Origin of the sequence: Pseudomonas sp. Larv2_ips (assembly GCF_963879675.1) — a bacterium.
Classification (GTDB): Bacteria; Pseudomonadota; Gammaproteobacteria; order Pseudomonadales; family Pseudomonadaceae; genus Aquipseudomonas.
Genome location: NZ_CAWOAW010000043.1, coordinates 111,054 through 136,021, shown reverse-complemented (window position 1 = coordinate 136,021; position 24,968 = coordinate 111,054). Strand labels below are relative to the sequence as shown.

Here is a 24,968-nt window from a genome sequence, read left to right as displayed (position 1 = left end):
CTGCGTTCGGCCAGCGTGGTTGACGGGGCCTGTCAGATCAAGATCAAAAGCAGATCAAGAGCAGAGCACGGCGGCCTGAAAGCCGACCTGAGTGGTTGAAGCAGAAGCAGGGCAACAGCACAGCAAAAACAGGGCAAAGGCAGAGCTGCTTTTCTGTGGGAGCTGGCTTGCCTGCGATGCAGACACCTCGGTACATCAGGTACACCGAGTTGATGCCATCGCAGGCAAGCCAGCTCCCACCTTTGACCGAGTACACACACCTACCTGATGTACTGGGCTCAAAATGTGGGAGCGGGCTTGCTCGCGAATGCGGTGGGTCAGTTACTAATTAGCTGACTGACACACCGCCATCGGGGGCAAGCCCCCTCCCACAATTCAACCGAGTTCAGTTTCCAACATCAGGTCGTTTGTCAGGCCGCCTCGCTCTTGCTTTTGATCTAACCACTCAGGTCGGCTACTAGGCCGCCGTGCTGTAGATCTTGATCTTGATTTTGATCTTAGGCGCCCCGTTAAACCACGCTGGCCGAACGCAGGTTTTGGAGCGGGGGTAAACCGGCAGGACGCCGGTTTAGCCGCGCTGGGCCATGGATGGCCCATCGCGGCGGCCCCCGCTCCAAAGCCTGCGTGAGGGCACACCGAAGCGTGAGCGAGGTGCCGAGTGGTGGGGCAAGAGCCCTTTTGGTTACTTTTGGGGCTCTTTTCCAAAAGTGACCCGCTGTAAGAGCGGAACCCATATCCGCCATCACCCAAACAAAGGATATGTACCCAGCGGCCCCCGCAACCCCCACAGAACTAAATTCGTAAAAAACATGTGTAGATACCTATGCTGCGACAGCGGTGAGTCAGCCCACAATTTTTTACCTGATAGGCCGCCATCGCGGGCAAGCCCGCTCCCACATTTTGATCTTCATTGGGTTTCAGGAGGCGCGCTTGATCAGACGTTTCCCACAAGGGTTTCAGGTTGTCGCTCGGAAGGGCGCTGACTAACCTCACTGCCGTCGCTGCCCATTCAGCGACCGGATTTGACCGTCCGATTAATTGAAGTACTGCTACGGCAAAAACCTATTTCAGGTGTTTTTTTTACGCCTGAGGTATCGTGTTGCGGTGGCTGTACGCGGGATACCTTCGGGTATGCCGGATTTCCTTTGATTGCCGGTCGGTCAACCCGCGTACAGCTGCCTCCCTCTTTGCTTGACCGCGAATGTTGGCAGCTCCACTCAATCTTAGGATCTTGACCATGATCAAAGACAGCCCAAATCCCCCAGGCCAACCAGACTTCGATACCAGCACCCTGCACGAAGTGGCCTACCGCGCGATCAACCACTACCTCAACCCCGCAAAACCCATCCCCGAAGCTGCCGACGGGCTCTTCACCGTGCGCGCCGATCTGGGCACGGAAACCTTGCTGGTCAATGCTTCCCAGGATTTGGCGTCCATCAGCGAGATCGCTCACCATATGGCGTTTGAAATCGAAGGGTCGCAACGTAATGTCGCGCTGGGCATCTGCCGGATGCTGGAAGGGGTGCAGCTGTTGGTGGATAAGGCGCTGAATGTGGCCCATCCGACGGCATAAGAATTGTTAACACGGTCGAAAAAATGTGGGAGCTGCCTTGCCTGCGATGGCGACGCATCAGTCAACAACTCTCGGACTGACAGATCGCTATCGCGGGCAAGCCCGCTCCCACAGTTTGATTTGTATCAGGCTTCGGGAACGCCTTTTTCCCAGGCGGACCAGTTCTTGAGAATCGCCTGTACCAGCGGATTGCCCGTGCGGTACAGGTTCTCCAACGCCGGCACAAACCCGCCTTGGTCGGCATATTTCAGCAGGTTGTCCACTTCGCTGTAGCCAGGGTACGGCCGGTCGAAATCGGACCCGGCACGCACCACGGCCAGGCGCTGGATATCCACCAACCCTTCGCGGCTGGCGCGCAGCAGGGCTTCATAGGTGGAGTTGTCTTCCTGCTGGGTGGTGCAGTACTCGCCTTTGTTGTCGGTGAGCAGCTTGGTCCAGACTTCGGCGCGCTCGCTCAGGCGGGTGCCGGAGAACCAGGTGTTGCCCGCCACGGTGTCACACTGGGTCACTTGCGGCGGCTGATTGGCCGGGGCCGCCGGGTAGTGTTTGCGCCAGGCGGTGGATTCCTTGCTTTCGCTCAACTCCACCTTGTGCGACAGGGCAAATGCCTTGGCTTGCAGCTTGGGGTTGAGCTCAAACACTTCGGTTTTGTAGTCCAGCGGCGGTTTCTCGTTCGGGCCTTTGGTGTTGATGCCGATGTAACCGGTCGGCCAGCCTTTAGGCGCATCGCGCGAGTCGATTTCCCACTGGGTGCCGAACTCCACCAGGTAATGCGCCCAGGCGGCGGTGCCGATGGTGCCGTGTTTAGGGCTGATGCCGGCAATCCCGGCAATCAGGAAATAGCTCTGGCGCAGGTCGAACTTGGGCGACAAGGCCAATGCCAGGGTGGAGGCGGCGGCGTTGGTTTGGCCCATGCCGGTGACCAGCAGGCACACGTCCTGGGTGTTGCAGCGGATCACCGGGTATTCGGCGGACAGGCCGGGCACGCGCACTTCCTGCTTGAGTTCCAGGCGATCGATCCAGGTTTGCGCCTCGGGGGCAAACATGGTGATCAGCATCACTTTGGGCTTGATCGGCGCGGTGTCCGCCAGCACCACATGGGGCAACACGGCCAGGCCGACGGCCAGCGAAAGACGGGTTAATGCGTTCATCTAATACTCCTTGATCAGAATTGGTAGCCGACACCGGCGTAGTAGCCCCAGCCATCCGAGCGGGCGCGGAAGTTGCCTTCGCCAAAATTAAGCTCGCTGCCGTCCTCCCAGTTGCCGCCGTTGTGAAAGTAACGGCCGACCAGGGTGAAACGCAGGTGGGTGAACGAGTACAGCAGCACGTTGGTGGCCACCACCGAATTGGCGGTACGTGCCGGGTTGTCCTTGTGCAGGTCCGAGCCGAAGTCGTAGTTGGTGAAGCCGATGTAGGTCAGCGACGCGCCGTTGTCGAACTTGTTGATGGGCACGATGTACTTCATTTGCGCGCGGTAGCCATCCCACTGGTATTCATTGCTCGCGCCGTAGTTTTCCCACTGGTAACGCCCATAGAAGTTGGCCGACAGGTTGACCCGCGAGTGCGTGTCGATGTCGGTGCCCAGGCCGCTGTACAGGGTGTTGGCGCGGTTCGACTTGTTGCTGCCGTGGTCGTAGATCCAGTCAAACGCCACGTACCATTCCTTGAACGGTCCGATGGCCAGGCTGCGACCGGCCAGGTAGTCGATGGAGATGCGCGGCTCGTGCTCCATGAACACCGGCGAGCCATGGTCCCATGCGCCTTTGTCATTACTGTTACCGATACCGAGAATTTTCGGCACGTCGATATAGCCATACAACTCGAACGGGCCCTTGCGACCGAAGTACTCGTATTCCAGGTACACGTCATCCTGCGGTTTGGGGCCGAAGCTGATGTCTTTGCTGCCGATCAATGTCAGGTCCTGGTTGAACCATTCCGACAGGTACGCGCCTTTTTTCGTCGGGCTGGCTTCAGGGGCCAGGGTTTCGCCCTGTGCTGAGTCATCGGCGGGTTTTTCCTGCGCCAAAATGGGTGCGCTGAGTACTCCCGTAACGGCGGCCAGTAGCAAGGAAACACCAAAGGAAGCAGGACGCCTTGAGGTGGAGTGCATGGAAAATCCCTATTCGTACGCGGTTTGACCCGATTCCTCGGGCAAAGGAGAACTTGCCTACCAAGTTCGTTCCGCAAACGTTTGCACAGGCTGTACCAACTTTGCTCAATGGCTTGAATAAAATGGAGAAAAGCAGAATTAGTCGACGCTTTGATCAAAAATGACTGGGTGTCATTTTCTCGATCCGATTAAACAAATGCATTGCCGTCTCCCGTCGATACTCGCTCGGCGTCTGGTTCATCTCGATCCGAAAATGCCGGTTGAAGTTGGACAGGTTGGCGTAGCCCACTTCAAAACAGATATCCGCCACCGACATGTCGCTTTGCAGCAACAGCCGACAGGCGCGCTGTACGCGAAACTTGCGCATCAGGTCGATAAAACCGTGGCCGGTGTTGCGTTTGAAAAACCGCGAGAAGCCCGGCTCGCTCATGTCCAGCTGTTGCGCGATGACGGACAAGCGCAAGTCGCCGGTCAGTTCCCTCATCAGGTAATCGAAGGCTTTGTTGATGCGCTCGGCGCTGCGTGCGTCCAGGGTGGGGGCGTAGCAGGGGCTGGCCAGCGCCTGCACGTTTGCCACCGGGCCGTTTTTCAGGGTGTCGAGCAGTTGCAGGAACAGGATCAGCCGTTGCAGGCCTTGGGCGCTGCCGATGTCTTCGAGTAAGCGCGCGGCGTGCACGGCGGTGTCGCCGCTGAATTGCAGGCCGCGCCGGGCGTGTTCGAACAGCGGTTGCAGGTCGCCGAGTTCCGGCAGGGTTTTGCGCAGGGCGAGGAGGGCGGCGCCGTCGAATTGCAGCACCACGTCGCGCCCGGTCAGGTATTCGCCGGGGGCCAGGTCGCCGATCCAGTCGTGGGGCAAGTCCGGACCGATCAGCGCGACATGCCCGGCACTGAACGCGCCGATGTAGTCGCCGGCCACCAACTTGCCGCTGCCCTGGCGGATCAGGTGAATTTCGAACTCGGGGTGGTGGTTCCAGCGCGCCAGGTCATAGGGGTAGTCGTGTTCGAACCAGCGAAAACACTGGTCCGGCTCGGGCAGGATGACTTCGAGTTCGGCGGGGCGGTGCTCGAACAGTTTGGCGCGGCTGATGGGCATGGTGATGCCTCTTTTACGGCTGGAATCCCAGCAAAATACCCGCGTTGGCAGCGGCTGCGCTACCCCCGGTTTCGCTCGGCACTGATACTTTTTTGATCTGCGCGCCTGGGTTAAAAAAGTATCAGTGGCGCATTCGCCATTCGTTTGTGAGGGCTTGGCCAAGCTGCTGTAATCGGCGCTCGACAACAAAAACAACAGGTGGATACCGCCATGTCAAAGCTCCCGCAAGCGCTTTTCCTGCTGTCCGGCCTGGCCTTGGCCCTGCCCAGCTATGCCGCCGACACCGTCACCATTGCCACCGTCAACAACAGCGACATGATCCGCATGCAACGGCTGTCCAAGGTCTTTGAGGCCCAGCACCCGGACATCAAGCTCAACTGGGTGGTACTGGAAGAAAACGTGCTGCGCCAGCGCCTCACCACCGATATCGCCACCCAGGGCGGCCAGTTCGACGTGCTGACCATCGGCACCTACGAGACGCCGTTATGGGGCGCCAAGCACTGGCTGGAACCCCTGACCCAACTGCCGGCCGACTACGACGCCGAGGATATTTTCCCATCGGTGCGCCAGGGCCTGTCGGTCGATAACACCCTGTACGCCTTGCCGTTCTATGGCGAAAGTACGGTCACCTACTACCGCACCGACCTGTTCAAGCAAGCCGGGCTGAGCATGCCCGCGCATCCCACCTGGACCCAGCTGGGTGAGTTCGCCGCCAAACTCACGGCCAAAGACAAAGACCAATACGGCATGTGCCTGCGCGGCAAGGCCGGCTGGGGCGAGAACATCGCGCTGCTGAGCACCATGGCCAACGCCTTTGGCGCACGCTGGTTCGACGAACAGTGGAAGCCGGAACTGACCAGCCCCGAGTGGACCGCCGCCGCCAACTATTACGTCAACACCCTGAAGAACTACGGCCCGCCTGGTGTTTCCAGCAATGGCTTCAATGAAACCCTGGCGCTGTTCAACAGCGGCAAGTGCGCGATCTGGGTCGACGCCAGCGTCGCCGGCTCCTTTACCACCGACAAGAGCCAGAGCAAGGTCGCCGACGACGTAGGTTTTGCTGCGGCCCCCACCGAAGTCACCGACAAAGGTTCTTCCTGGCTCTACGCCTGGTCCCTGGCGATTCCGGCGACCTCCAAGCACAAAGACGCCGCCAAGGCGTTCATCACCTGGGCAACGTCCAAGGATTACATCCAACTGGTCGCTGATAAGGAAGGCATCACCAACGTACCGCCGGGCACCCGCCAGTCCACCTACAGCGAGGCTTACCTGAAGGCCGCGCCGTTTGCCCAGGTGACCCTGGAAATGATGAAGCACGCCGACCCCGCGCACCCCTCGGCCAAGCCGGTGCCGTACGTGGGCATTCAGTACGTGACCATTCCTGAGTTCCAGGCCATCGGCACCTCGGTCGGCAAGCTGTTTTCGGCGGCGCTGACCGGCGGCATGACGGTTGACCAGGCGCTGCTCGAAGCTCAGTCCACCACCGAGCGCGAGATGAAACGCGCCGGCTACCCGAAATAATTTCTACAGGACAGCCCCATGAAACGACTCGAAGGTAAGAGCGCGCTGATCACCGGATCGGCGCGCGGCATCGGTCGCGCCTTTGCCCAGGCGTATATCGCCGAAGGCGCTACGGTAGCCATCGCCGACATCAACCTGCAACGCGCCCAGGCCACCGCCGCAGAGCTGGGCCCACAGGCGTATGCGGTCGCGATGGATGTCACCGACCAGGCCTCCATCGACGCCGCGATTGCCGCCGTGGTGGCCCATGCCGGCAAGCTCGACATCCTGATCAACAACGCCGCGCTGTTCGACCTGGCGCCCATCGTCGACATTACCCGCGACAGCTATGAGCGGCTGTTCTCGATCAACGTCGCCGGCACGCTGTTCACCCTGCAGGCCGCCGCCCGACAGATGATCAGCCAGGGCCACGGCGGCAAGATCATCAACATGGCCAGCCAGGCGGGGCGGCGGGGCGAGCCGTTGGTGGCGATCTATTGTGCGACCAAGGCGGCGGTGATCAGCCTCACGCAATCGGCGGGGCTGAACCTGATCAAGCAGGGCATCAACGTCAACGCCATTGCCCCAGGCGTGGTGGACGGCGAGCATTGGGATGGCGTGGACGCGTTGTTTGCCCAGCATGAAGGGTTGGCGCCGGGCGAGAAGAAGAAGCGGGTAGGGGCCGAAGTGCCGTTCGGGCGCATGGGCACGGCAGAGGATTTAACCGGGATGGCTATCTTCCTGGCTTCCAAAGAGGCCGACTATGTAGTCGCCCAAACCTATAACGTCGATGGCGGCAACTGGATGAACTAGCGCCTTGCACCAATCAAAAATGTGGGAGCGGGCTTGCTCGCGAATGCGGTGGGTCAGCTAATCCATCCGGTGACTGACACACTGCTTTCGCGAGCAAGCCCGCTCCCACATTTGATCTTCATTGTTGGTGATATCGAGTCAGTCAGCAAAACTGCGATCAAAAAAATACACTTCCCCAGGCTTCAGGTTCTCCACCGTCGCCTGGGGCCTGCCGCCTTCGCCGTTCTTCTTGCGCCCCGTCTCACGCAAATACCCCGCCTCAGTCAGCTTCAACAAACGCTGGCGAATACTGGTCTTCAACACCGGCCGCGCCAGCACCAGCGAGAAGATCGTGGTCGCTTGCGGCGCGCTGAACTCGTTGCCCAAAAACATCAACGGCAAGTTGCTGTACAGCGACTTGGAGAACAGCCGCTCCTGCACGGCGGCGACGATCAGGTTGTGGTCGAACGGCAGCTTGATACTGCCGTCGGCCACCGCATTCAGCGAAAACCAGGCCTGATGCTCACCCAACGCTACGTCATCGGCCACGATCGCCAGGTAGTAGGTGGACGACGACCAGCAGCGCGGGTCGCGAAACGCATCGCCCACCGTGCCGACTTGCTCGCTCCAGGCCAGATCAAAGCCGACCTTGTCACTGGCCCGCAAGCGCTCCACGGCGTCCTTGAGGCTCAGATCTTGCACGCCGCCATTGACCACCACGCCCGGTAACGCCCAATGCCCGGCAAACGGCTCGGCTTCGCGCTTGTTCAGCAGCAGCTTCAATTCCCCGGAGGCGCGGCAGTAGAACAACACGCACAGGTCGACGGTATGGAGGTAGGCGCTAAGTGGCATGTGACATCCTTCTGAACAGCGGTGGGGCACAGTCTAACGGATCGAACAGCGATGTCATGTACTTGCTCCAGCATAGATAACTAAATGTTTCTTGCAATGAAAGTACATGACGTGTACTTTTGTTTCCAGGCCACCGGAGAATCACCATGACCCTCGTGAAAACTGCCATTGCTTCATTCGACGTCGACGCCCAGAAGAGCTTCACGCCGCTGTGCCCCGACGAATTGCCGGTGGTGGGCGGTGACCAGATCGGTGCCGAACTCAACTACATGGCCAGCCTCGCCGGCCACCGTGTCGGCAGCAAAGACGCGCACACCCCGCACGCCCCATGGGTGGTGACCCAGCACAGTGAGATGCTGCAACCCACCGGCCTGGCCCACGCCGATGTCACCTGGGTCAGCCACTGTGTGCCGGGCACCGAGGGTTTTACGCTGCTGGACGAATTGCCCACGCCGTATGACTACGACTACTTCATCTGGAAAGGCGTCGAGCCCGATCTGCACCCCTACGGTGCCTGCTACCACGACCTGCACGACAAGCTGTCGACCGGCGTCATCGAATATTTGAACGCTCAAGGCGTGCGCCGCGTGATCGTCGGTGGCCTGGCCCTGGATTACTGCGTCAAGACCACCGCGTTGCAACTGCTCAAGGCTGGCCTGGAGGTGGTCGTGCACTTGCCGGCCTGCCGAGGTATCAGCGAGGAGGGCGGCGTACAAGCGGTGAATGAGTTGCTCAAGGCCGGTGCTGTCATCAGCAGCACCCGCGAAGAACTGGCCGCGATGGCCACGCGCTAAGGAGAAACACCATGGAAAGTGCCTACGACTACGAATCTCCGGTAATCCAGGGCTTGCTCGACACCGACTACTACACCTTCACCATGATGCAGGCCGTGCTGCACCAGCACCCGAATGTCGACGTGGAATACAACTTCATCGTCCGCGCCAAGGAAAAGCTCGGTCACCTGATTCCGCAATTGCGCGACGAGCTGGAGAAACTCGCCGGCCTGCAGATGCGCGAAGGCGAACTGCGTTTTCTGTTCAACCCACGCTTTCGCGAATACCTGACCCCCGATTACGAGCGCTTCCTGGGCCTGTTCCGCTTCAACCTGCGCTACATCCACGTCAGCGAAGTCGATGGCCAACTGAACATCCGCGTGGTCGGGCCGATGCTGCACTGCATCATGTTCGAACAGCCGGTGCTGGCGTTGGTCAGCGAATTGCGCAACCGCGACAAATACCCCGACGTGAGCCTGGAAGACGTCACGCGCAAGCTCTACCAGAAGTTCGACTGGCTGGAAAAAAACCTCAGCCGTGAAGAGCTGGCCGACCTGCGCGTCTCGGACTTTTCCACGCGTCGGCGCCTGTCGTTCAAGGCCCAGCGCGAAGTGGTGGACATCATGCGCCGCGACTTCCCCGGGCAGTTCATCGGCACCAGCAACGCCCACCTTGCCTACGAATTCGACCTGCCGCTGATCGGCACCATGGCCCACCAATGGCTGATGGTGCACCAGCAACTGGGGCGCCTGCGCGAGAGCCAGAACGCCGCATTGGAAAACTGGGTGCGCGAATACCGCGGCCGCCTCGGCATCGCCTTGACCGACTGCATCAGCACCGATTTTTTCCTCAAGGATTTCGACCTGTACTTCGCCAAGCTCTACGACGGCCTGCGTCAGGACTCCGGTGATCCCATCGTCTGGGCTGACAAAGTCCTGGCGCGCTATAAGCAGCTGGGCATCGACCCGATGACCAAGGACCTGATGTTCTCCGACGGCCTGAATTTCGAAAAATGCGTGCCGATCCTGCGCCACATCAGTGGCAAGGCCAGGTTCGGTTTCGGCATGGGCACCAGTTTGGCCTGCGATGTCGAGGGTGTGGAGCCGTTGAGCATCGTGATGAAACTGGTGCGCGTACACGGTGAGCCGGTGGTGAAGTTTTCCGATGACCCGATCAAGAACGTCTGTGAAGACGCCTCGTTTTTACAGTACGCGGCGAAGGTATTTTCTGTGGGAGGGGCCTTGCTCCCGAAGGCGGTGGCTCAGCCTTGAAGGTGTTGACTGACACGCCGTCTTCGCGGGCAAGCCCGCTCCCACAGGTCAATCCACGTCATATAGAGAGGTGTGATATGCAAACTCAGGCACGTATCGCCCAAGAACTGAACATCAACCCCGCGCTCGTCAAGGGCGGCGAGCCGCAGGAGATTCAGCGGCGCATCGATTTCATCAAAAGCACCTTGCGTAGCTCCGGTTGCAAGGCGCTGGTGCTGGGCATCAGCGGCGGTGTCGATTCCCTGACGGCGGGGCGCCTGTGTCAGTTGGCCGTAGAGCAACTGCGTGCCGAAGACTACGTCGCGCGTTTTATCGCCATGCGCCTGCCGTACAAAACCCAGGCCGATGAAAGCGACGCCCAGGCCTCCTTGGATTTCATCAAGCCGGATCACATCGACACCCTGAACATCGCCGCCAGCGTCGACGGCCTGATGGCCAGCCTTACCGCGACCGAAGCCAGCGCCGCGCATGTGGATTTCATCAAAGGCAATGTCAAGGCGCGCACGCGGATGATCGCGCAGTACGCCGTGGCCAACCTGCACAACGGTTTGGTGGTCGGCACCGACCATGGCGCCGAAGCGTTGATGGGGTTCTTCACCAAGTTCGGCGACGGCGCCTGCGACCTGGCACCGCTGTCGGGCCTGACCAAAACCCAGGTTCGGCTGTTGGCTACGGCCCTCGGCGCTCCCGCGAACCTGGTGCACAAACACCCGACCGCCGACCTCGAAGAATTGGCGCCGGGCAAGCTGGATGAGCATGCCTATGGCTGCTCTTATGCAGAGATCGACGCGTACCTGATGGGCGAGCCAGTGAGTGAGCGGGTGCGGGCGATTGTTGAAGGCGCCTACAGCAAGACAGCGCACAAGCGAGCACTGCCGATTGCCCCGTGATCGTTCCCACGCGTGGGAACGATCATCAGCGCTCGATCGAGCGACTCCACCGCGCGTTCCACTCCGGCCGCGCCTGATTCACCTGGTCCCAGTCAATCGAAATCGCCGTCTGCAAGTAACCCTGCATGGCCTCCACCCGCGCGCGGGTTTTATCGGTGGTCGGCGTGGTCGGGTTCGACGGGATCTGGTCACCTTCCTCCAACGCCGGCGCCTGGGCTTGCGCGGTCAGCAGGAAGGCTGCGAGTTTCTGCGCCAGTTCCGGCTGGTCGTTACGCGCGATCACGCACTCGGCCACGTTCAGCACCACGGCGCCTTCCTTGGGTTGCGCATATTCCATCGGGATGCCCAGCAGTTTCTGTGTGGTCACCTGGGTCGGCGTCAGAGGGAAAATCGCCGCCTCGTCGGTTTGCACCATCTCGGAAATCTTCGCCGAGCTGGCGATGTATTCCAGCACGTTGGGGCCGATGGTTTTCGGCCAGGCCTTGAAGCCCGGTTCTACGTCTGTTTCGGAGCCGCCCTGGATACGGTTGAACATCAAAAAGCCGTGCAGGCCGAAGGTGGAGGAGGCCAGGGACTGGAACACCACCTTGTCTTTGAAGCGTGGGTCGGCCAGGTCCATCCACGAGGTGGGCGCGGCCCAGCCTTTTTCCTTGAACATCTTGGCGTTATAGCCAAGGCCCGTCACGCCCAGGGTCACGGCCACGGCTTCGTCCTTGATTTTGGCCTTGGCCGGGATCTGGTCCAGGGGCGCGCTCGGTGCGAGTTTGTCGCACAGGCCCATGGAGATGGCGCGGTACATGATGCCGTCGTCGAGGAACATCACGTGCATTTGCGGGTTGTCTTTGTTGGCCTGGACCTTGGCGAGGATGTCCGACGAGGTGCCGGGCACGATCACCACCTTGACGTTATTGGCTTTCTCGAACGCGGGCAGCACCTTGTCGGCGTACACCCGCTCCATGGTGCCGCCGTTCATGCCCAGGTACAGCGTGGGCGCGGCATGCGCGGTGGAGGCGAGCAACGCGAGGGACAAGCAGGACAGCGCGATACGTGTGTGCATGGGTGTTTTTCCTCTCAGGCTTGGAAACGACGGATGGAAAACGCTTCGATGGGTTGCCGGCTGGCCCCGCTGCAGACGATCTCTGCCAGGGCTTCACCGACCGCAGGGCCGAGCTGGAACCCGGCGCCGGCAAAGCCGAAACCGTGAAGCAGGCCAGGCTGGGTGCTGCTGGGGCCGATCACCGGTTCGTGATCGGGTAAGTAACCTTCGGTGCCGCTCCAGGTACGTATCGCCTGGGCACCTTTGAGAAACGGGTACAACTCGCCGGCGTTGCGCAAAATCTCCAGCACCGCCGCCTGCCCCGGACGCGCCGTCAGCGGGCCAAGGGCAAAGCCCCGGCCGCCGCCAAGAATGCAATTGCCACGGGCGACCTGGCGCGCATAAATGCCGCCGCCTTCGACGCCGGTACTGACGTTCATCACCACCGGCAGCGGCTCGGTCACCAGCATCGCCGGGTGCGCCGAGGTGATCGGCACCGGTTCGCCAAATTGCGCGGCGACGGTCCCGGCCCAGGCGCCGGCGCAGTTGAGCAGCCACGGCGCTTGCAGGTGCAGGCCGTTGGCGCAGCGCACCTGAAACCGCTGGCCGTCATGTTCGATGCGCATCACTTCGGCCTGCTCGTATACCTCAGCACCCTGGCGCTGCGCGGCGCGGGCAAAGGCGGGCGACACCAGGCGCGGGTTGGCGTGCCCGTCTTCAGGGCACAATGAAGCGCCGACCGCGATATCGCCGACCCAAGGGAATCGCGCGCGCAGCTGCGCGTGATCCAACAACTGCAAGCCCAGCCCAAAGCCTCGGGTTTGCTCGGCATAGGTGTGCAGCGCGGCAAAATCGGCATGGCTGCGCGCCAACTTCAAATGCCCGGAGCGCACGTACTCGCCGTCGATGCCGATCAGCCCCGGCAAGTCGGCCCACAACTGATGGGCGCGTTGCGACAGCGGCAATTGATGCAACGGCCGACCCTGACGGCGCACGCCGCCGTAGTTGACGCCGCTGGAATGTGAGCCGCAAAAGTCGCGCTCTACCAACGCCACGCGCTGACCTTTTTGCGCCAGCATCAAGGCCGCCGAAGCGCCGACGATGCCGCCGCCCAACACGATCACGTCGATCATGGCTGCACCTCTACGCCAAACGGCAGCGGCTTGATCGGCGCCTGGCCGCGCAGGCGCCCGACGTGTTCAATCCCGCGGCCACTGCGCTCGGCGACAATTTCCGCCGCTGCCAGCCCGCACATGCGGCCCTGGCAGCGGCCCATGCCGACGCGGCAATGGGCTTTGACCCGATTGATTTCCCAGTGGCCTTCATCCACCACCGCGCGCACCTCGCCGACGCTGACTTCTTCGCAGCGGCACAGCATCAGTTCATCCGGCGCCTGCGCGGCCCAGTGTTCGGGGAAGGGGAATGCGGTTTCCAGGCCGTGGCGAAAGCGCTGGATGCTCGCCAGTTGCTGTTCCAGGACGGCGATGCGGCGATGATCAATGGGCATACCAGCGTCTTCCAATACCGCCAACGCGGCGCGCTCACCGGCCATCTGCGCCGCGTCGGCGCCCATGATTCCGGCGCCATCGCCTGCCAGGTACACGCCGAGGATGCTGCTGCGCCCGGCGCTGTCGCGTTGTGGCAGCCAGGCGCGGTTCAAGCTGTTCCAGGCAAATTCGCAGCCGAGCAAATCCGCCAGCTGTGTCTCGCTGCGCAAGGCATGGGCGAAGGCCACGGCATCGCAGTCCAAGGTGTGCTCGCCCCAGCGAATACCTTTAACCCGCTGTTCGCCGTCGATCTGCGTGAGCGTCGCGCCCTGGTGCACGGGAATGCCATGGGCCGTGAGCCAGGCGCGGTAATACACACCCTTGGCCAGCGTCGCCGGTTGCCCGAGCAATGCAGGCAAGGCGCGGCATTGCGCGCTGAAGGGTGCGCTGTCGAGCACCGCGACCACCTTGGCCCCAGCCTTGGCGTATTGATACGCCACCAGGTACAGCAACGGTCCGCTGCCACAAAACGCCACGCGCTCACCGATGGCGCAGCCTTGATACTTCAAGGCGATTTGCGCCGCGCCCAGGCTGTAGACGCCGGGCAAGGTCCAGCCGGGCACCGGCAGGATGCGGTCGGTGGCGCCCGTGGCGACGATGAGTTGCGCGTACTCGACGCTCTGGGCACGGCCGTTGTTGAGCATATCCAGGCGCCCGTCCTCGGCGTTCCACACCAGGGTTTGCGGCCGGTAGTCGATCAAAGGTGCCAGCTCATCCATGGTGCGGTGCACGGCCTCGGCCTTGCTGGCGTCAAACCCGTAAAGCTCCTTGGCCGAGCGCTGGAAGTTGGCCGGTTGGCGCCGGTAAATCTGCCCGCCGCCGCGCAGGCTTTCATCCACCAGGCACGGCGTGACGCCGTGGTCGAGCAGGGTGCGCGCCGCGCTGATGCCGGCCGGGCCTGCGCCCACAATCACAATCGGCTTCATGCTTGGCGCCCCGGATCACGGCTGATCGCCTGGCCTTCTTCCAATAACGTCGCACAGGCGCGCAAGCGGCGCCCGTCCTGCAGCCGCACCCAGCAATCCTGGCAAGCGCCCATCAGGCAGAACCCGGCCCGGCGCTCGGCGCTGAAATCGCTGCCGCGCAGGTGCTCGGCACAGGTCAGCACGGCGGTCAGCAACGTGTCGCCGAGCAAGCCCGTAGCGGGTTGCCCATCCAGGGTGAAGGCCACAGCCGGGCGCTGGGTTTCGGCCAATCGTTTGAACAGCGCCATCAATGTTTCCCCACCAGCACGCGGTCCAGGCCGTAGACCCGGTCGAGCAGAATCATGGTTGCTGCGGTCAGCGCAATCACCAGCGCCGACACCGCCGCCATCATCGGGTCGATGGACTCGGTGGCGTACACGTACATGCGCACCGGCAGGGTTTGCGTGGCCGGCGAGCTGACGAAGATCGACAGCGTCACTTCATCGAAACTGTTGATGAACGCCAACAACCAGCCGCCGGCCACACCGGGCAGAATCATCGGCAGGGTGATTTGGCGAAACAGCGTAAAGCGGCTGGCACCCAGCGACTGCGCCGCCTGTTCGGCGCTGCGGTCAATGCCGATTGCCGCCGCCAGCACCAGGCGCAGCACGTACGGGGTGATGATCACCACGTGGGCGAGCATCAGCCAGGTGAAGCTGCCATTTACGCCCATCAGCGCAAACAAACGCAGCATCGCTACGCCCAGCACCAGGTGCGGGATGATGATTGGCGACAGGAACAACGCACTGAAAAAGTTGCGCCCCGGAAACTGATAACGGCTGATCGCCAAGGCCGCCGGTACTGCAATCAGCGTGGCCAGGGTAGCGGCGGTAAACGCCAGGATCAGGCTGTTATAGAACGCCTGGATAAAGTCGGCGCGCTCGAACACCGCGCGAAACCAGCGCAGCGAGAAGCCCGATGTCGGCAGGCTCAAGGTGTTTTCCGGGGTGAAGGCCACCAGGCACACCACCACCAGCGGCGCCATCATGAACAGCACCACCAAGCCGTGAAAGCCGAGGGCCAAAGGACCGTTTCTGGACATGCGCTTAAACCCCCAGGGACTTTTTGTAGCGGCTTTCGACCATGCGGTTCCAGCTCAGCATGATCAGCAGGTTGACCAACAGCAGCACCACCGCGATGGTCGCGCCCATGGGCCAGTTGAGTTCCGAGAGGTACTGGTCGTACACCACCGTGGCGACCATTTTCAGGCGGCGCCCGCCGAGCAGGCCGGGGATCGCAAACGAGCTGGCCGCCAGGCCGAACACAATCAACGTGCCGGACAGCACGCCGGGCATCACCTGCGGCCACACGATCCTGCGCATCACCGTGGCCTGGCTGGCGCCGAGTGACAGCGCCGCCTGTTCTGCCGACGGGTCGAGTTTTTGCAGCGAGGTCCACACCGGAATGATCATGAACGGCAGCATCACGTGCACCAGCGCGATGATCACCGCAAACGGTGTGTACAGCAGTTTCACCGGGCGTCCGCCGAGGGCCTGGATCACTTGGTTGACCAGCCCGTCGGCGCCGAGCAACAGGCTCCAGCCGAAGGCGCGCACCACCACCGAAATCAGCAACGGCGTGAGGATCAGGATCAGGAAGATCGAGCGCCACGGCGTGCCCATGCGACTCAGAATGTAAGCCTCGGGCACGCCGATCACGACGCACAGCAAGGTCACCAGCGCGCTGATCCAGAAGGTGCGCCAGAAGATTTCATAGAAGTACGCATCACTGAACAGCGACAGGTAATGCGCCAAGGTCCATTCATCCGCCTTCACGCCCACCTGGTAGTCGAACACGTTGAACGACAGCACCAGCGTCATCACCAGCGGCAAAATCAACAGCCCGGTGAACAGCGCCAGGGCCGGCAACGACAGCAGATAACCCCGACTCATGCGCGCACCTCATCCGCCGCCAGCACGCGCAGCAGGCCGGCGTGCCAGTCCAGGCCGACTGCCGCGCCGCAACCGAGCGGCGCGCTGCCGTCGTTGCTGCGCACCACGGTGATTTCTCCAAGCGAGGTGTGGACGCGGTACAGCCATTGGCTGCCGAAGAAGTAGCTGTCGAGGACCTTGCCTTGCACGCGCCCGCTGCCTGCGGCCACCAAGGTGATTTTTTCCGGGCGCAGGCTCAGGGTCAGCTCGCCGTCGCCGCTGGCGTGGCGCACTTGTGGGGTGCCGAGTTCGTCGTAGTCGCCCGGCAGCAGGTTGGCCTTGCCGACGAAGTCCGATATGAAGCGCGTGCGTGGGTGTTCGTAGAGCTTGTAGGGTGCGTCGATCTGCGTGACGCGTCCGGCCTGCATCACCACCACGCGGTCGCTGATCGACAGCGCTTCGGCCTGGTCGTGGGTGACCATCAAGGTGGTGATGCCCACGGCGCACTGGATGCGGCGGATTTCAAACTGCATTTCCTCGCGCAGGTTGGCGTCGAGGTTGGACAACGGTTCATCGAGCAGCAGCACCGGCGGCTCGATCACCAGCGCGCGGGCCAGCGCTACACGCTGGCGCTGGCCGCCGGAGAGCTCACGCGGGTAGCGCTCGGCGTGCGGCGCCAGGCGCACCAGTTCCAGCACGGTCTTGACCTTGCTGGCGATTTCGGCGGCCGGCACTTTGCGCATCTTCAGGCCGAAGGCGACGTTGTCGCGCACGGTCATGTGCGGGAACAGCGCGTAGCTCTGGAACACCACGCCCAGGCCACGGCTGGCGGGTTTGGCGTGGGTGATGTCGCGGCCGTCGAGCAGGATCTGCCCGCCGCTCACGTCGACGAAGCCGGCGATCATTTGCAGGGTGGTGGTTTTGCCGCAGCCCGAGGGACCGAGCAGGGAAACGAACTCGCCTTTTTCGACCGCAAGGTCAGTGGCGACCACCGCGTCGACGGCGCCGTAACGTTTGCTCAAGGCGTTGAGTTGGAGAAAAGCCATGTCTGCGTTCCACCTTTTTGAGTCGCGTCGAAACGCGCTTTTTTGTTTTGGGCAGATGCGAAAAGAGTGTTGCGGGTGCGGTGGCGCTCGATCTCGAGTCGGCTGCCGTTTGTTGTTCATTTCGCCCCTGTGGACGCAGATTAGGACGAAGACTAGGATGGGCGGAAGATGGAATTTCACTCAACGGACTATTATTTTCCAATTTATTCATTCAGCAGAATTTACGCCGAGATTATGTGATATGGATTCCACTGAGCGGAATGACAGCGGCAAAGAAGTGGGTTCGGGCAGTGTGTCGCGGGTGTTCGCGCTGTTGCGTGCATTGGGCGACGTGCCTGAAGGCGGCGAACGCGTGACTCAACTGGCCCAGCAGGTGGGCCTGTCGCAGCCCACCACCCACCGCCTGTTGCGCAGCCTGATGGACGAGGGGATGGTCGAGCAGGACGCGCGCAGCAAGCGATATCGCCTGAGCCTGGAGTTCTTCGCGCTGGCGGCGAACGCGGGCAAGACCGGCAACCTGCGCGACCTGGTGCGGCCGAGCATGTTGCGCTTGAGTGCGTCGTTGGGTGATTCGCTGTTTTTGCTGGCACGCAGTGGTTTTGATGCGGTCTGCCTGGACCGCAGCGAAGGGCCGTACCCGATCCGCACTTTTACCGGGGATATTGGCGGGCGTGTGGCGTTGGGCGTAGGGCAGGGCAGTTTGGCGATTCTGGCGTTCTTGCCGGAGGAGGAGCGTGAGACGGTGATTCGCTACAACTTGCCTCGGCTCAAGGATTTTCACCTGTATGACGAGGTGCTGCTGCGTTCGGAGGTGGAGAATGTGCGCAGCCTGGGGTATGCCGCGCGCAACACCGGCGTGCTGGAAGGCATGGCGGGGTTGGCGGTGCCGATTTTGAATCGGGAGGGGTATGCGGTGGCGGCGTTGAGTGTGGCGACCATCAGTGATCGCCTGGGGCCTAGCCGGTTGCCGATGGTGGTGGAGTTGCTCAAGCGTGAAGCGGCGGCGATCGGGCCGAGGATTAATCCGTTTGATCCGACGTTGCGCCGGCCTTCGCAGACTTTTGGTGGGTAGCTTGGGTGGTTGCCGACGGGAGGCCGTGGGTGGTTTTGGTAGATATGAGTGCGTATCCGTTGCTGCGGTAACGGCCACTTAGGGTTCCGCTCTTACAGCGGGTCACTTTTGGCAAACGCCCGGAATGCCGGCCCAGCCAAAAGTAACCAAAAGGTCTGTGCCCCACCACTCGGCACCTCGCTTGGGCTCGGTGTGCCCTCACTCCGGCTTGAATCCGTGGGCCGCCGCGACGGGCCATCCATGGCCCCAACGCGGCTAACCCGGCGTCCTGCCGGGTTACCCACGGATTCAAGCCTGCGTTCGGCCAGCGTGGTTGACGGGGCCTGTCAGATCAAAATCAAAAGCAAGATCAAGAGCAGAGCACGGCGGCCTGGTAGCCGACCTGAGTGGTTGAAGCAAAAGCAGGGCAACAGCACAGCAACACATCTCTATCTGATGCACTGCGATCCAAATGTGGGAGCGAGTGCAGCCTCCACCACCGCAGTGCTTTTGCTTTTCTGTGGGAGCTGGCTTGCCTGCGATGCAGACAACTCGGTGTATCAGTAACACCCAGTCGATGCCTTCGCAGGCAAGCCTGCTCCCACATTGACCGAGTTCAGCTGCCAGCACCGCAGTGCTTTTGCTTTTCTGTGGGAACTGGCTTGCCTGCGATGCAGACAACTCGGTGTATCAGTAACACCCAGTCGACGCCTTCGCGAGCAAGCCCGCTCCCACAAGTTGACCGAGTTCAGCTGCCAGCACCGCAGTGCTTTTGCTTTTCTGTGGGAGCTGGCTTGCCTGCGATGCAGACACCTCGGTGTATCAGGCATAACCAGTCGATGCCATCGCAGGCAAGCCAGCTCCCACATTGACCGAGTACAGCCTGAGGTTTCAGGGCAATGCAGATCAGCACAGTCTCTACGTGATGTACTGAGATCCACACAAGCCCCACACCCATTCAGATTGCGGCCAACGCTACTGAGGTGGCGGCTGTTCGAGTCTCCACGCCGAGCTTCACATATACATGCTCCAAATGCTTGTTCACCGTCCTGGGGCTCAACCCCAGGATGTCGCCGATATCCCGATTGGTTTTTCCACACGCTACCCAACGCAGCACTTCCACCTCACGCTCGGTCAGTTGAAACCGGGCGGATAACAGTCGTTGCGCCGGGGCGTCCTCCAGGGTCAGCATGCTCGGCTGGGTCGCGGCACGCGCCGAGAGCAAGATTCGTGATGTACGCAAATGTGCTGCCACCCGCGCCAATACTTCATCCGTCTGGATCGGCTTGGTCACGTAATCGCTGCCACCCACCTCAAACCCCTGCACCACGTGCTTGCTGTCGGTCAGCCCGGTCATGAACACCACCGGGATGTCTGCGCTGGCCGGTTGGGCCTTGAGCCGACGGCAGGTTTCGAAACCGTCCAGCCCGGGCATCATCGCGTCCAGCAGGATCAGGTCCGGGCGCCGGCGTTGCACGCGGTTCAACGCGCTGAGGCCGTCCAGTGCCACCAGCACCATGTAGCCGGCGTCATCAAGGGCGTCGGAGAGCATGGCGAGGTTGTCCGGGGTGTCATCGACGATCAGCACCACGCCAGGTTCAGTGCTGCGGGTGAGCGCATTCATCTTCGGCCTCCTTTAAGGTTCGGTTGAGTTCATCCAGGCGGAACCCCTTGAGCAGCCCGCGCACTTTGGCGATGAAAGGCGCGGCGTCCGGGCGATGTTCCAGGATGGTGTCGAGTTTTTCGTGCAAGCCGCGCACGTAGCCGATGGCGCTGAGTTCGGCGAGGGCGGCGAGGTCTTCAGGGCTGGGCAATACGCTGGGCGGTGCAGGCGGCGTGGACGTTCGGGTACGCCGCAACCACTGCAGGTCCAAGTGCTGTTGCAGGCACCCGAGCAGTTCCGGGGTGCGCACCGGTTTGGCCAGGTAATCGTTGCAGGCGGCGGCGGTGCTGCGTTCGCGGTCGTCGGTAAAGGCGTTGGCCGAGATCACGATGATCGGCGCGCTGGACAGCGCATTGCGGCGGATCAAGCGGCTGGTTTCCCAGCCATCCAGGGTCGGCATCGACAGGTCCATCAGGATCAGGTCCGGCGCCAGCAGCGCCACCTGGCGGATCGCGTCCTGGCCATTGCTGGCCTGGATCACTTCAAACCCCAGCGGTGTGAGCATGCCACTGAGCACCTTGCGATGGTCCACATGGTCGTCCACCACCAGGATGCGCCGACGCACACCGTGATAACCGATGATGTCGTGCTCCACGTGCACCACCGCCTGCGGCGCGCGCACTTGCGAGAGGAACAGCCGCACCTGGAAACACGTGCCTTTGTCCAGCTCACTGGTGACGCGCAATTCGCCGCCCATCAGCGAGGTGAGCATGCGCGTGATGGTCAGCCCCAGGCCCACGCCCTTGTCCTGGCGCATCAGATCGCCGCGCTCGAATGGCTGGAAAATCCGCTCGATCTGCCCAGGGTCGATGCCGATCCCGGTGTCGATGATTTCAAAGTTGGCGGTCTCGCGCCGATAGCTGACCCGCAGGCAGACCTCGCCGCTGTCGGTGAAATTCACCGCGTTGCCGAGCAGGTTGATCAGGATCTGGCGCACACGCTTTTCATCGCCACGCACCACGGCCGGGATCTTGCCCACGCAGTCCAGGCGAAAGCGCAGGCCCTTGTCCTGGGCTTGTGGGGTGAACATCTGTTCCAGGTCGTGGATCAACTCGGGGAAGGGGATTTCCGTGAGTTCCAGGCGCAGTTTGCCAGCCTCGATCTTGGCCACGTCGAGCAAGCCATCGATCAGCGACAGCAGGTGCGAGCCGCTGCGCAGGATAGTCGCCAGCGCGTCCTGATGCTGCTCGGGCATGGCGTTGTCGCGCTGCAGGATCTGGGTAAAACCAAGGATGCTGTTCAGCGGCGTGCGCAGCTCGTGAGACAGCCCGGTGACGTAACGACTTTTGGCGGCGTTCGCGGCTTCGGAGGCCTCTTTGGCGTGTTGCAGGGCTTGGTCGGTGAGGCTGTGGGCGTCGATTTCCTGCATCAGCAGCAGGGTCTGGCGGTCGGATTCTTCCTGAGCGACACGCCGGCTTTCGCGGGTCAGCACTACCCACCAGGCGAGCACGGCGGCCAATACCGATAGGGTGAGGAACGCCTTGAAAAACGCCTGATACAAGGTCTCGGAATGCGGCAACCCTTGGGCGGCCTGTACGTAGATCAGCGCCAGCGCGCCGGCGAGCAGCAGCACCAGCACCAGCAACAGCCCAAGGTAGTGCGCCAGTCGCGTATGCAGGCGCGGCATCAGGGTGGTGGGCAGCAGCCAGCGCAATACGCCTTCGAACTGCGTGACCAGGCGCGCATGAGGTTTGCACCGGTCACCGCAACGCGCATCCAGCGAGCAGCACAGCGAACAGATGGGCGTGCTGTAGGCCGGACAAAACGCCATGTCGGCGGTTTCGAACGGGTTGCTGCACAGCCCACACACCGCGTGGGTGGCGGGGGCCACCGGGTGAATCAGGGTCACGTCGCTGGTACGCGCGATGTAGTACTTGCCCTGGGTCAGCCAGGCCAACAGCGGCGCCATGATCAGCGCCGTGCCCAGCGCGACGAAGGGCGGCGCGGCCTGGGCAAGGGCACCGAACAGGCCGAAATGGGCGAGGATCGACAGCAGCGAGGCAATCAGCATCGAGCCGACGCCCACCGGGTTGATGTCGTAAAGGTGCGCGCGCTTGAACTCGATGTGTTTGGGCGACAGGCCCAGCGGCTTGTTGATCACCAGGTCGGCCACCAGCGTGCCGATCCAGGCAATCGCGATGTTGGCGTAGAGCCCCAGCACCTGGTCGATCACATCGAATACGCCCAGCTCCATCAGCATCAGCGCGATGGCCACGTTGAACACCAGCCACACCACGCGGCCGGGGTGGCTGTGGGTCACGCGGGCGAAGAAGTTCGACCAGGCCAGGGAGCCGGCGTAGGCGTTGGTCAGGTTGATTTTCATCTGTGAGATGAACACGAACAGCACCATCGCGCCGAGCGCCCATTCCGGCGAGCTGAACACATAGCGGAACGCGACCAGGTACATCTGCGTGGGCTCGGCGGCGCGCTCCATGGGGATTTCATGTTGCAGGGCGAGAAACGCCAGAAACGCCCCGGCGAACATTTTCAACGCGCCGGGGATGATCCAGCCGGGCCCGGCGCAGAGCAGGGCGGCCCACCAGCGTTTGCGGTTGGCGGCGGTCTTTTCCGGCAGGAAGCGCAGGTAGTCGACCTGTTCGCCGATCTGCGTGACCAGCGACAGCGCCACGGTGCAGGCGGCGCAGAACGACAGCAAATTAAAACCGCCGCCGTCGCCACTGCGCCCCACAAAGCTGGTCCAGTCGCTGAAGGCGTCGGGGTTTTTCCACCAGACGAAGCCGTAGGGCAACACCAGCAACAGCAGCCAGAGCGGTTGCGTCCACAATTGCAGGCGGCTGATCAGGGTTACGCCGTAGGCCACCAGCGGAATCACCAGCAATGAGCAGATCACATAGGCGATGGCCAGCGGAATGTGGAAATACAGCTCCAGGGCCAGGGCCATGATTGCCGCTTCCAGCGCGAAGAACAGGAACGTGAAGCTGGCATAAATCAACGAGGTGATGGTCGAGCCGATGTAGCCAAAGCCGGCGCCGCGGGTCAGCAGGTCCATGTCCACGCCGTAACGGGCGGCGTAATAGCTGATGGGCAGGCCGGTGAGGAAGATCACCAGGCTGATCGCCAGGATCGCCCAGAAGGTGTTGGTGAAGCCATAGCTCAAGGCGAGCACGCCGCCAATGGCTTCCAGCGCCAGAAAGGACACGGCGCCCAGGGCAGTGTTGGCGATGCGCAGTTCCGACCACTTGCGAAAGGATTTGGGCGTGTAGCGCAGGGCGTAGTCTTCCATGGTCTCGTCGGCGACCCAGGTGTTGTAGTCGCGGCGGATCTTGACGATGCGCTGGGTGCCGGAGAAAGGGTGCACGGTGGTTAACTCCAGAGGAGGGCGAGGTTGGCGAGCAAGTTCCATGCCCTCAAGTGCGCTGAGATGCAAATGTGGGAGGGGGCTTGCCCCCGATCGCGGTGGGCCAATGGCAAATGCACTGACTGCCAGGCCGCTATCGGGGGCAAGCCCCCTCTCACAGTTGATCTCCAGTGTCAGGGCGGGCGTGATCCTGCGCCGAAATGGTGCACAACGGCATACGTCAAATGACGTACAGGGTTACGTCAGGCTGCGTATACCCGCGATGGCCGGCTGCCGCCATGCTGACCCCCTCATTGCAGAGGAGTCGCCCCATGGCACCACGATTGATCCGCTCCACACCGCTGTTGGCCTTGTCTTTACTGGCGGCCGCTCTGTTCAGCCAGGGCGTGCTGGCCGATAACGAAGGCCTGGCCGTGACCCCGACCGAAGTCACCGTCGGCCAGTTGCACTCGGCCACCGGTACCATGGCGATTTCCGAAACCGGCTCGATCCAGGCCGAGCGCCTGGCCATCGAACAGATCAACGCTTCGGGCGGGATCCTGGGACGCCAGATCAAAGTGATCCAGGAAGACGGTGCCTCCGACTGGCCGACCTTTGCCGAAAAAGCCAAGAAGCTGCTGGTCAACGACAAGGTCGCCGCCGTGTTCGGCTGCTGGACGTCGGCTTCACGCAAAGCCGTGCTGCCGATCTTCGAGAAAGAAAACGGCTTGCTCTATTACCCGACCTTCTATGAAGGCCTGGAACAGTCGAAAAACGTAATCTACACCGGCCAGGAAGCCACCCAGCAGATCCTCGCCAGCCTCGACTGGATTGCCAAGACCAAGGGCGCCAAGACCTTCTACCTGGTCGGCTCGGACTACATCTGGCCACGCACCTCGATGAAGATCGCGCGCAAGCACATTGAAAACGTGCTGCACGGCACGGTGGTTGGCGAAGACTACTACCCGCTGGGCAACACTCAGTTCGGCTCGTTGATCAACAAGGTCAAGCTGAAGAAGCCGGACGTTGTGTTTGCGGCCGTGGTCGGCGGCTCCAACGTGGCGTTCTACAAACAACTCAACGCGGCGGGCGTGAATTCGTCCAAACAAACCCTGCTGACCCTGTCGGTCACCGAAGACGAGCTGCTCGGCATCGGCGGCGAAAACATGGCCGGTTTCTACGCCTCGATGAAGTACTTCCAGAGCCTGGACAACCCGAACAACAAAGCCTTCGTCGAAGCCTTCAAGGCCAAGTACGGCAAGGACGCGGTGATCGGCGATGTGACCCAGGCGGCGTACCTCGGTCCTTGGTTGTGGAAAGCAGCGGTGGAAAAGGCCGGCAGTTTCGACGTGGATAAAGTCGTGGCGGCAAGCCCTGGCATCGAGCTGAAAAACGCGCCGGAAGGCTACGTGAAGATCCATGAGAACCATCACCTGTGGAGCAAGTCGCGTATCGGCGAAGTGCAGCCTGACGGCCAGTTCAAGGTGATCTACGAGTCGGATCTGATCGAGCCGAATCCATTTCCAAAGGGTTACCAATAACCCTCAGGCACGTCGAGTTTCAAACTGTGGGAGGGGGCTTGCCCCCGATAGCAGTGGGTCAGTCACAGCCTTATAAGCTGACCCACCCTCATC

Annotated in this window: 21 protein-coding genes; 8 read left to right on the top strand and 13 right to left on the bottom strand. The window is 61.8% G+C overall.

What is annotated here, in order from left to right; translation table 11 throughout:
- Window positions 1-1,237 precede the first annotated feature (1,237 nt).
- Window positions 1,238-1,573, top strand: a complete 336-nt coding sequence (locus tag AACV02_RS30550) for a DUF6124 family protein (protein ID WP_119736030.1) — start codon at window positions 1,238-1,240, stop codon at window positions 1,571-1,573.
- Window positions 1,574-1,698: 125 nt separating this feature from the next.
- Here AACV02_RS30550 and AACV02_RS30545 read toward each other — a convergent pair whose 3' ends face one another.
- From AACV02_RS30545 to AACV02_RS30535, 3 genes are all read right to left on the bottom strand, one after another.
- A complete protein-coding gene (locus AACV02_RS30545; RefSeq protein ID WP_106579635.1) occupies window positions 1,699-2,724 on the bottom strand; it encodes a purine-nucleoside phosphorylase in 1,026 nt (341 codons plus the stop codon).
- Window positions 2,725-2,738: 14 nt separating this feature from the next.
- Complete coding sequence (locus tag AACV02_RS30540; RefSeq protein WP_119736028.1) at window positions 2,739-3,686, bottom strand: nucleoside-specific channel-forming protein Tsx; 948 nt, start codon at window positions 3,684-3,686, stop codon at window positions 2,739-2,741.
- Window positions 3,687-3,840: 154 nt separating this feature from the next.
- On the bottom strand, window positions 3,841-4,779 hold the full coding sequence (locus AACV02_RS30535; RefSeq protein ID WP_119736026.1) for an AraC family transcriptional regulator: 939 nt from the start codon (window positions 4,777-4,779) through the stop codon (window positions 3,841-3,843).
- A gap of 210 nt (window positions 4,780-4,989) precedes the next feature.
- Here AACV02_RS30535 and AACV02_RS30530 point away from each other — a divergent pair, with 210 nt between their 5' ends.
- A complete protein-coding gene (locus AACV02_RS30530) occupies window positions 4,990-6,300 on the top strand; it encodes an ABC transporter substrate-binding protein (RefSeq protein WP_119736023.1) in 1,311 nt (436 codons plus the stop codon).
- A gap of 18 nt (window positions 6,301-6,318) precedes the next feature.
- The gene (locus tag AACV02_RS30525; RefSeq protein ID WP_106579639.1) at window positions 6,319-7,092 is read left to right on the top strand and encodes an L-iditol 2-dehydrogenase; all 774 of its coding nucleotides are present in this window, start codon (window positions 6,319-6,321) and stop codon (window positions 7,090-7,092) included.
- 138 nt (window positions 7,093-7,230) lie between these two features.
- On the opposite strand, the gene AACV02_RS30520 is transcribed toward AACV02_RS30525, so the two are convergent.
- Complete coding sequence (locus AACV02_RS30520; protein WP_119736021.1) at window positions 7,231-7,923, bottom strand: NUDIX hydrolase; 693 nt, start codon at window positions 7,921-7,923, stop codon at window positions 7,231-7,233.
- A gap of 146 nt (window positions 7,924-8,069) precedes the next feature.
- Here AACV02_RS30520 and AACV02_RS30515 point away from each other — a divergent pair, with 146 nt between their 5' ends.
- From AACV02_RS30515 to nadE, 3 genes are all read left to right on the top strand, one after another.
- Complete coding sequence (locus tag AACV02_RS30515) at window positions 8,070-8,717, top strand: nicotinamidase (RefSeq protein WP_119736018.1); 648 nt, start codon at window positions 8,070-8,072, stop codon at window positions 8,715-8,717.
- An 11-nt stretch (window positions 8,718-8,728) separates the two neighbouring features.
- Window positions 8,729-9,967, top strand: coding sequence for a nicotinate phosphoribosyltransferase (gene pncB / locus AACV02_RS30510; protein WP_119736016.1), 1,239 nt, complete (start codon window positions 8,729-8,731; stop codon window positions 9,965-9,967).
- A 77-nt stretch (window positions 9,968-10,044) separates the two neighbouring features.
- Window positions 10,045-10,857 carry an ammonia-dependent NAD(+) synthetase gene (gene nadE, locus AACV02_RS30505; protein WP_119736013.1) on the top strand — a complete coding sequence of 271 codons (813 nt, stop codon included), beginning with the start codon at window positions 10,045-10,047 and terminating at the stop codon, window positions 10,855-10,857.
- A 25-nt stretch (window positions 10,858-10,882) separates the two neighbouring features.
- On the opposite strand, the gene AACV02_RS30500 is transcribed toward nadE, so the two are convergent.
- Genes AACV02_RS30500 through AACV02_RS30470 form a run of 7 tightly spaced genes read right to left on the bottom strand, consistent with a single transcriptional unit; the run spans window position 10,883 to window position 17,322 of the window.
- Window positions 10,883-11,914, bottom strand: coding sequence for an ABC transporter substrate-binding protein (locus tag AACV02_RS30500; RefSeq protein ID WP_119736011.1), 1,032 nt, complete (start codon window positions 11,912-11,914; stop codon window positions 10,883-10,885).
- 14 nt (window positions 11,915-11,928) lie between these two features.
- Window positions 11,929-13,026 (bottom strand): NAD(P)/FAD-dependent oxidoreductase, encoded by a 1,098-nt coding sequence (locus AACV02_RS30495; protein WP_119736009.1) that lies wholly within the window; start codon window positions 13,024-13,026, stop codon window positions 11,929-11,931.
- Window positions 13,023-14,366 (bottom strand): FAD/NAD(P)-dependent oxidoreductase, encoded by a 1,344-nt coding sequence (locus tag AACV02_RS30490; RefSeq protein ID WP_119736006.1) that lies wholly within the window; start codon window positions 14,364-14,366, stop codon window positions 13,023-13,025. The genes AACV02_RS30495 and AACV02_RS30490 overlap by 4 nt, the downstream gene beginning before the upstream one ends.
- Window positions 14,363-14,653: a (2Fe-2S)-binding protein gene (locus AACV02_RS30485; RefSeq protein ID WP_119736004.1), complete on the bottom strand. Its 291-nt coding sequence runs from the start codon at window positions 14,651-14,653 to the stop codon at window positions 14,363-14,365. The genes AACV02_RS30490 and AACV02_RS30485 overlap by 4 nt, the downstream gene beginning before the upstream one ends.
- A complete protein-coding gene (locus AACV02_RS30480; RefSeq protein ID WP_119736002.1) occupies window positions 14,653-15,447 on the bottom strand; it encodes an ABC transporter permease in 795 nt (264 codons plus the stop codon). The genes AACV02_RS30485 and AACV02_RS30480 overlap by 1 nt, the downstream gene beginning before the upstream one ends.
- 4 nt (window positions 15,448-15,451) lie before the next feature.
- Entirely contained in the window at window positions 15,452-16,297 is an 846-nt protein-coding gene (locus AACV02_RS30475; RefSeq protein ID WP_119735999.1) for an ABC transporter permease, read from the bottom strand.
- Window positions 16,294-17,322 carry an ABC transporter ATP-binding protein gene (locus AACV02_RS30470; RefSeq protein WP_106579702.1) on the bottom strand — a complete coding sequence of 343 codons (1,029 nt, stop codon included), beginning with the start codon at window positions 17,320-17,322 and terminating at the stop codon, window positions 16,294-16,296. Before AACV02_RS30470 ends, AACV02_RS30475 begins: the two co-directional genes overlap by 4 nt.
- A 241-nt stretch (window positions 17,323-17,563) precedes the next feature.
- On the opposite strand from AACV02_RS30470, the gene AACV02_RS30465 reads away from it, so the two are divergent.
- Window positions 17,564-18,394, top strand: coding sequence for an IclR family transcriptional regulator (locus AACV02_RS30465; RefSeq protein ID WP_119735997.1), 831 nt, complete (start codon window positions 17,564-17,566; stop codon window positions 18,392-18,394).
- A gap of 937 nt (window positions 18,395-19,331) precedes the next feature.
- Here the strand turns inward: AACV02_RS30465 and AACV02_RS30460 are convergent.
- Complete coding sequence (locus AACV02_RS30460; protein WP_119735995.1) at window positions 19,332-19,997, bottom strand: response regulator; 666 nt, start codon at window positions 19,995-19,997, stop codon at window positions 19,332-19,334.
- A complete protein-coding gene (locus AACV02_RS30455) occupies window positions 19,972-23,355 on the bottom strand; it encodes an ATP-binding protein (RefSeq protein WP_119735993.1) in 3,384 nt (1,127 codons plus the stop codon). The genes AACV02_RS30460 and AACV02_RS30455 overlap by 26 nt, the downstream gene beginning before the upstream one ends.
- Window positions 23,356-23,666: 311 nt before the next feature.
- Here AACV02_RS30455 and urtA point away from each other — a divergent pair, with 311 nt between their 5' ends.
- Window positions 23,667-24,875 (top strand): urea ABC transporter substrate-binding protein, encoded by a 1,209-nt coding sequence (gene urtA, locus AACV02_RS30450; RefSeq protein ID WP_106579708.1) that lies wholly within the window; start codon window positions 23,667-23,669, stop codon window positions 24,873-24,875.
- The last annotated feature ends 93 nt before the right edge of the window (window positions 24,876-24,968 follow it).

What these genes read in the sequence shown, in the direction of transcription:
- AACV02_RS30550 (WP_119736030.1), top strand. Translation starts at nt 1,238, where the DNA reads ATGATCAAAGACAGCCCAAATCCCCCAGGCCAACCAGACTTCGATACC.
- AACV02_RS30545 (WP_106579635.1), bottom strand. Translation starts at nt 2,724, where the DNA reads ATGAACGCATTAACCCGTCTTTCGCTGGCCGTCGGCCTGGCCGTGTTG.
- AACV02_RS30540 (WP_119736028.1), bottom strand. Translation starts at nt 3,686, where the DNA reads ATGCACTCCACCTCAAGGCGTCCTGCTTCCTTTGGTGTTTCCTTGCTA.
- AACV02_RS30535 (WP_119736026.1), bottom strand. Translation starts at nt 4,779, where the DNA reads ATGCCCATCAGCCGCGCCAAACTGTTCGAGCACCGCCCCGCCGAACTC.
- AACV02_RS30530 (WP_119736023.1), top strand. Translation starts at nt 4,990, where the DNA reads ATGTCAAAGCTCCCGCAAGCGCTTTTCCTGCTGTCCGGCCTGGCCTTG.
- AACV02_RS30525 (WP_106579639.1), top strand. Translation starts at nt 6,319, where the DNA reads ATGAAACGACTCGAAGGTAAGAGCGCGCTGATCACCGGATCGGCGCGC.
- AACV02_RS30520 (WP_119736021.1), bottom strand. Translation starts at nt 7,923, where the DNA reads ATGCCACTTAGCGCCTACCTCCATACCGTCGACCTGTGCGTGTTGTTC.
- AACV02_RS30515 (WP_119736018.1), top strand. Translation starts at nt 8,070, where the DNA reads ATGACCCTCGTGAAAACTGCCATTGCTTCATTCGACGTCGACGCCCAG.
- pncB (WP_119736016.1), top strand. Translation starts at nt 8,729, where the DNA reads ATGGAAAGTGCCTACGACTACGAATCTCCGGTAATCCAGGGCTTGCTC.
- nadE (WP_119736013.1), top strand. Translation starts at nt 10,045, where the DNA reads ATGCAAACTCAGGCACGTATCGCCCAAGAACTGAACATCAACCCCGCG.
- AACV02_RS30500 (WP_119736011.1), bottom strand. Translation starts at nt 11,914, where the DNA reads ATGCACACACGTATCGCGCTGTCCTGCTTGTCCCTCGCGTTGCTCGCC.
- AACV02_RS30495 (WP_119736009.1), bottom strand. Translation starts at nt 13,026, where the DNA reads ATGATCGACGTGATCGTGTTGGGCGGCGGCATCGTCGGCGCTTCGGCG.
- AACV02_RS30490 (WP_119736006.1), bottom strand. Translation starts at nt 14,366, where the DNA reads ATGAAGCCGATTGTGATTGTGGGCGCAGGCCCGGCCGGCATCAGCGCG.
- AACV02_RS30485 (WP_119736004.1), bottom strand. Translation starts at nt 14,653, where the DNA reads ATGGCGCTGTTCAAACGATTGGCCGAAACCCAGCGCCCGGCTGTGGCC.
- AACV02_RS30480 (WP_119736002.1), bottom strand. Translation starts at nt 15,447, where the DNA reads ATGTCCAGAAACGGTCCTTTGGCCCTCGGCTTTCACGGCTTGGTGGTG.
- AACV02_RS30475 (WP_119735999.1), bottom strand. Translation starts at nt 16,297, where the DNA reads ATGAGTCGGGGTTATCTGCTGTCGTTGCCGGCCCTGGCGCTGTTCACC.
- AACV02_RS30470 (WP_106579702.1), bottom strand. Translation starts at nt 17,322, where the DNA reads ATGGCTTTTCTCCAACTCAACGCCTTGAGCAAACGTTACGGCGCCGTC.
- AACV02_RS30465 (WP_119735997.1), top strand. Translation starts at nt 17,564, where the DNA reads ATGGATTCCACTGAGCGGAATGACAGCGGCAAAGAAGTGGGTTCGGGC.
- AACV02_RS30460 (WP_119735995.1), bottom strand. Translation starts at nt 19,997, where the DNA reads ATGAATGCGCTCACCCGCAGCACTGAACCTGGCGTGGTGCTGATCGTC.
- urtA (WP_106579708.1), top strand. Translation starts at nt 23,667, where the DNA reads ATGGCACCACGATTGATCCGCTCCACACCGCTGTTGGCCTTGTCTTTA.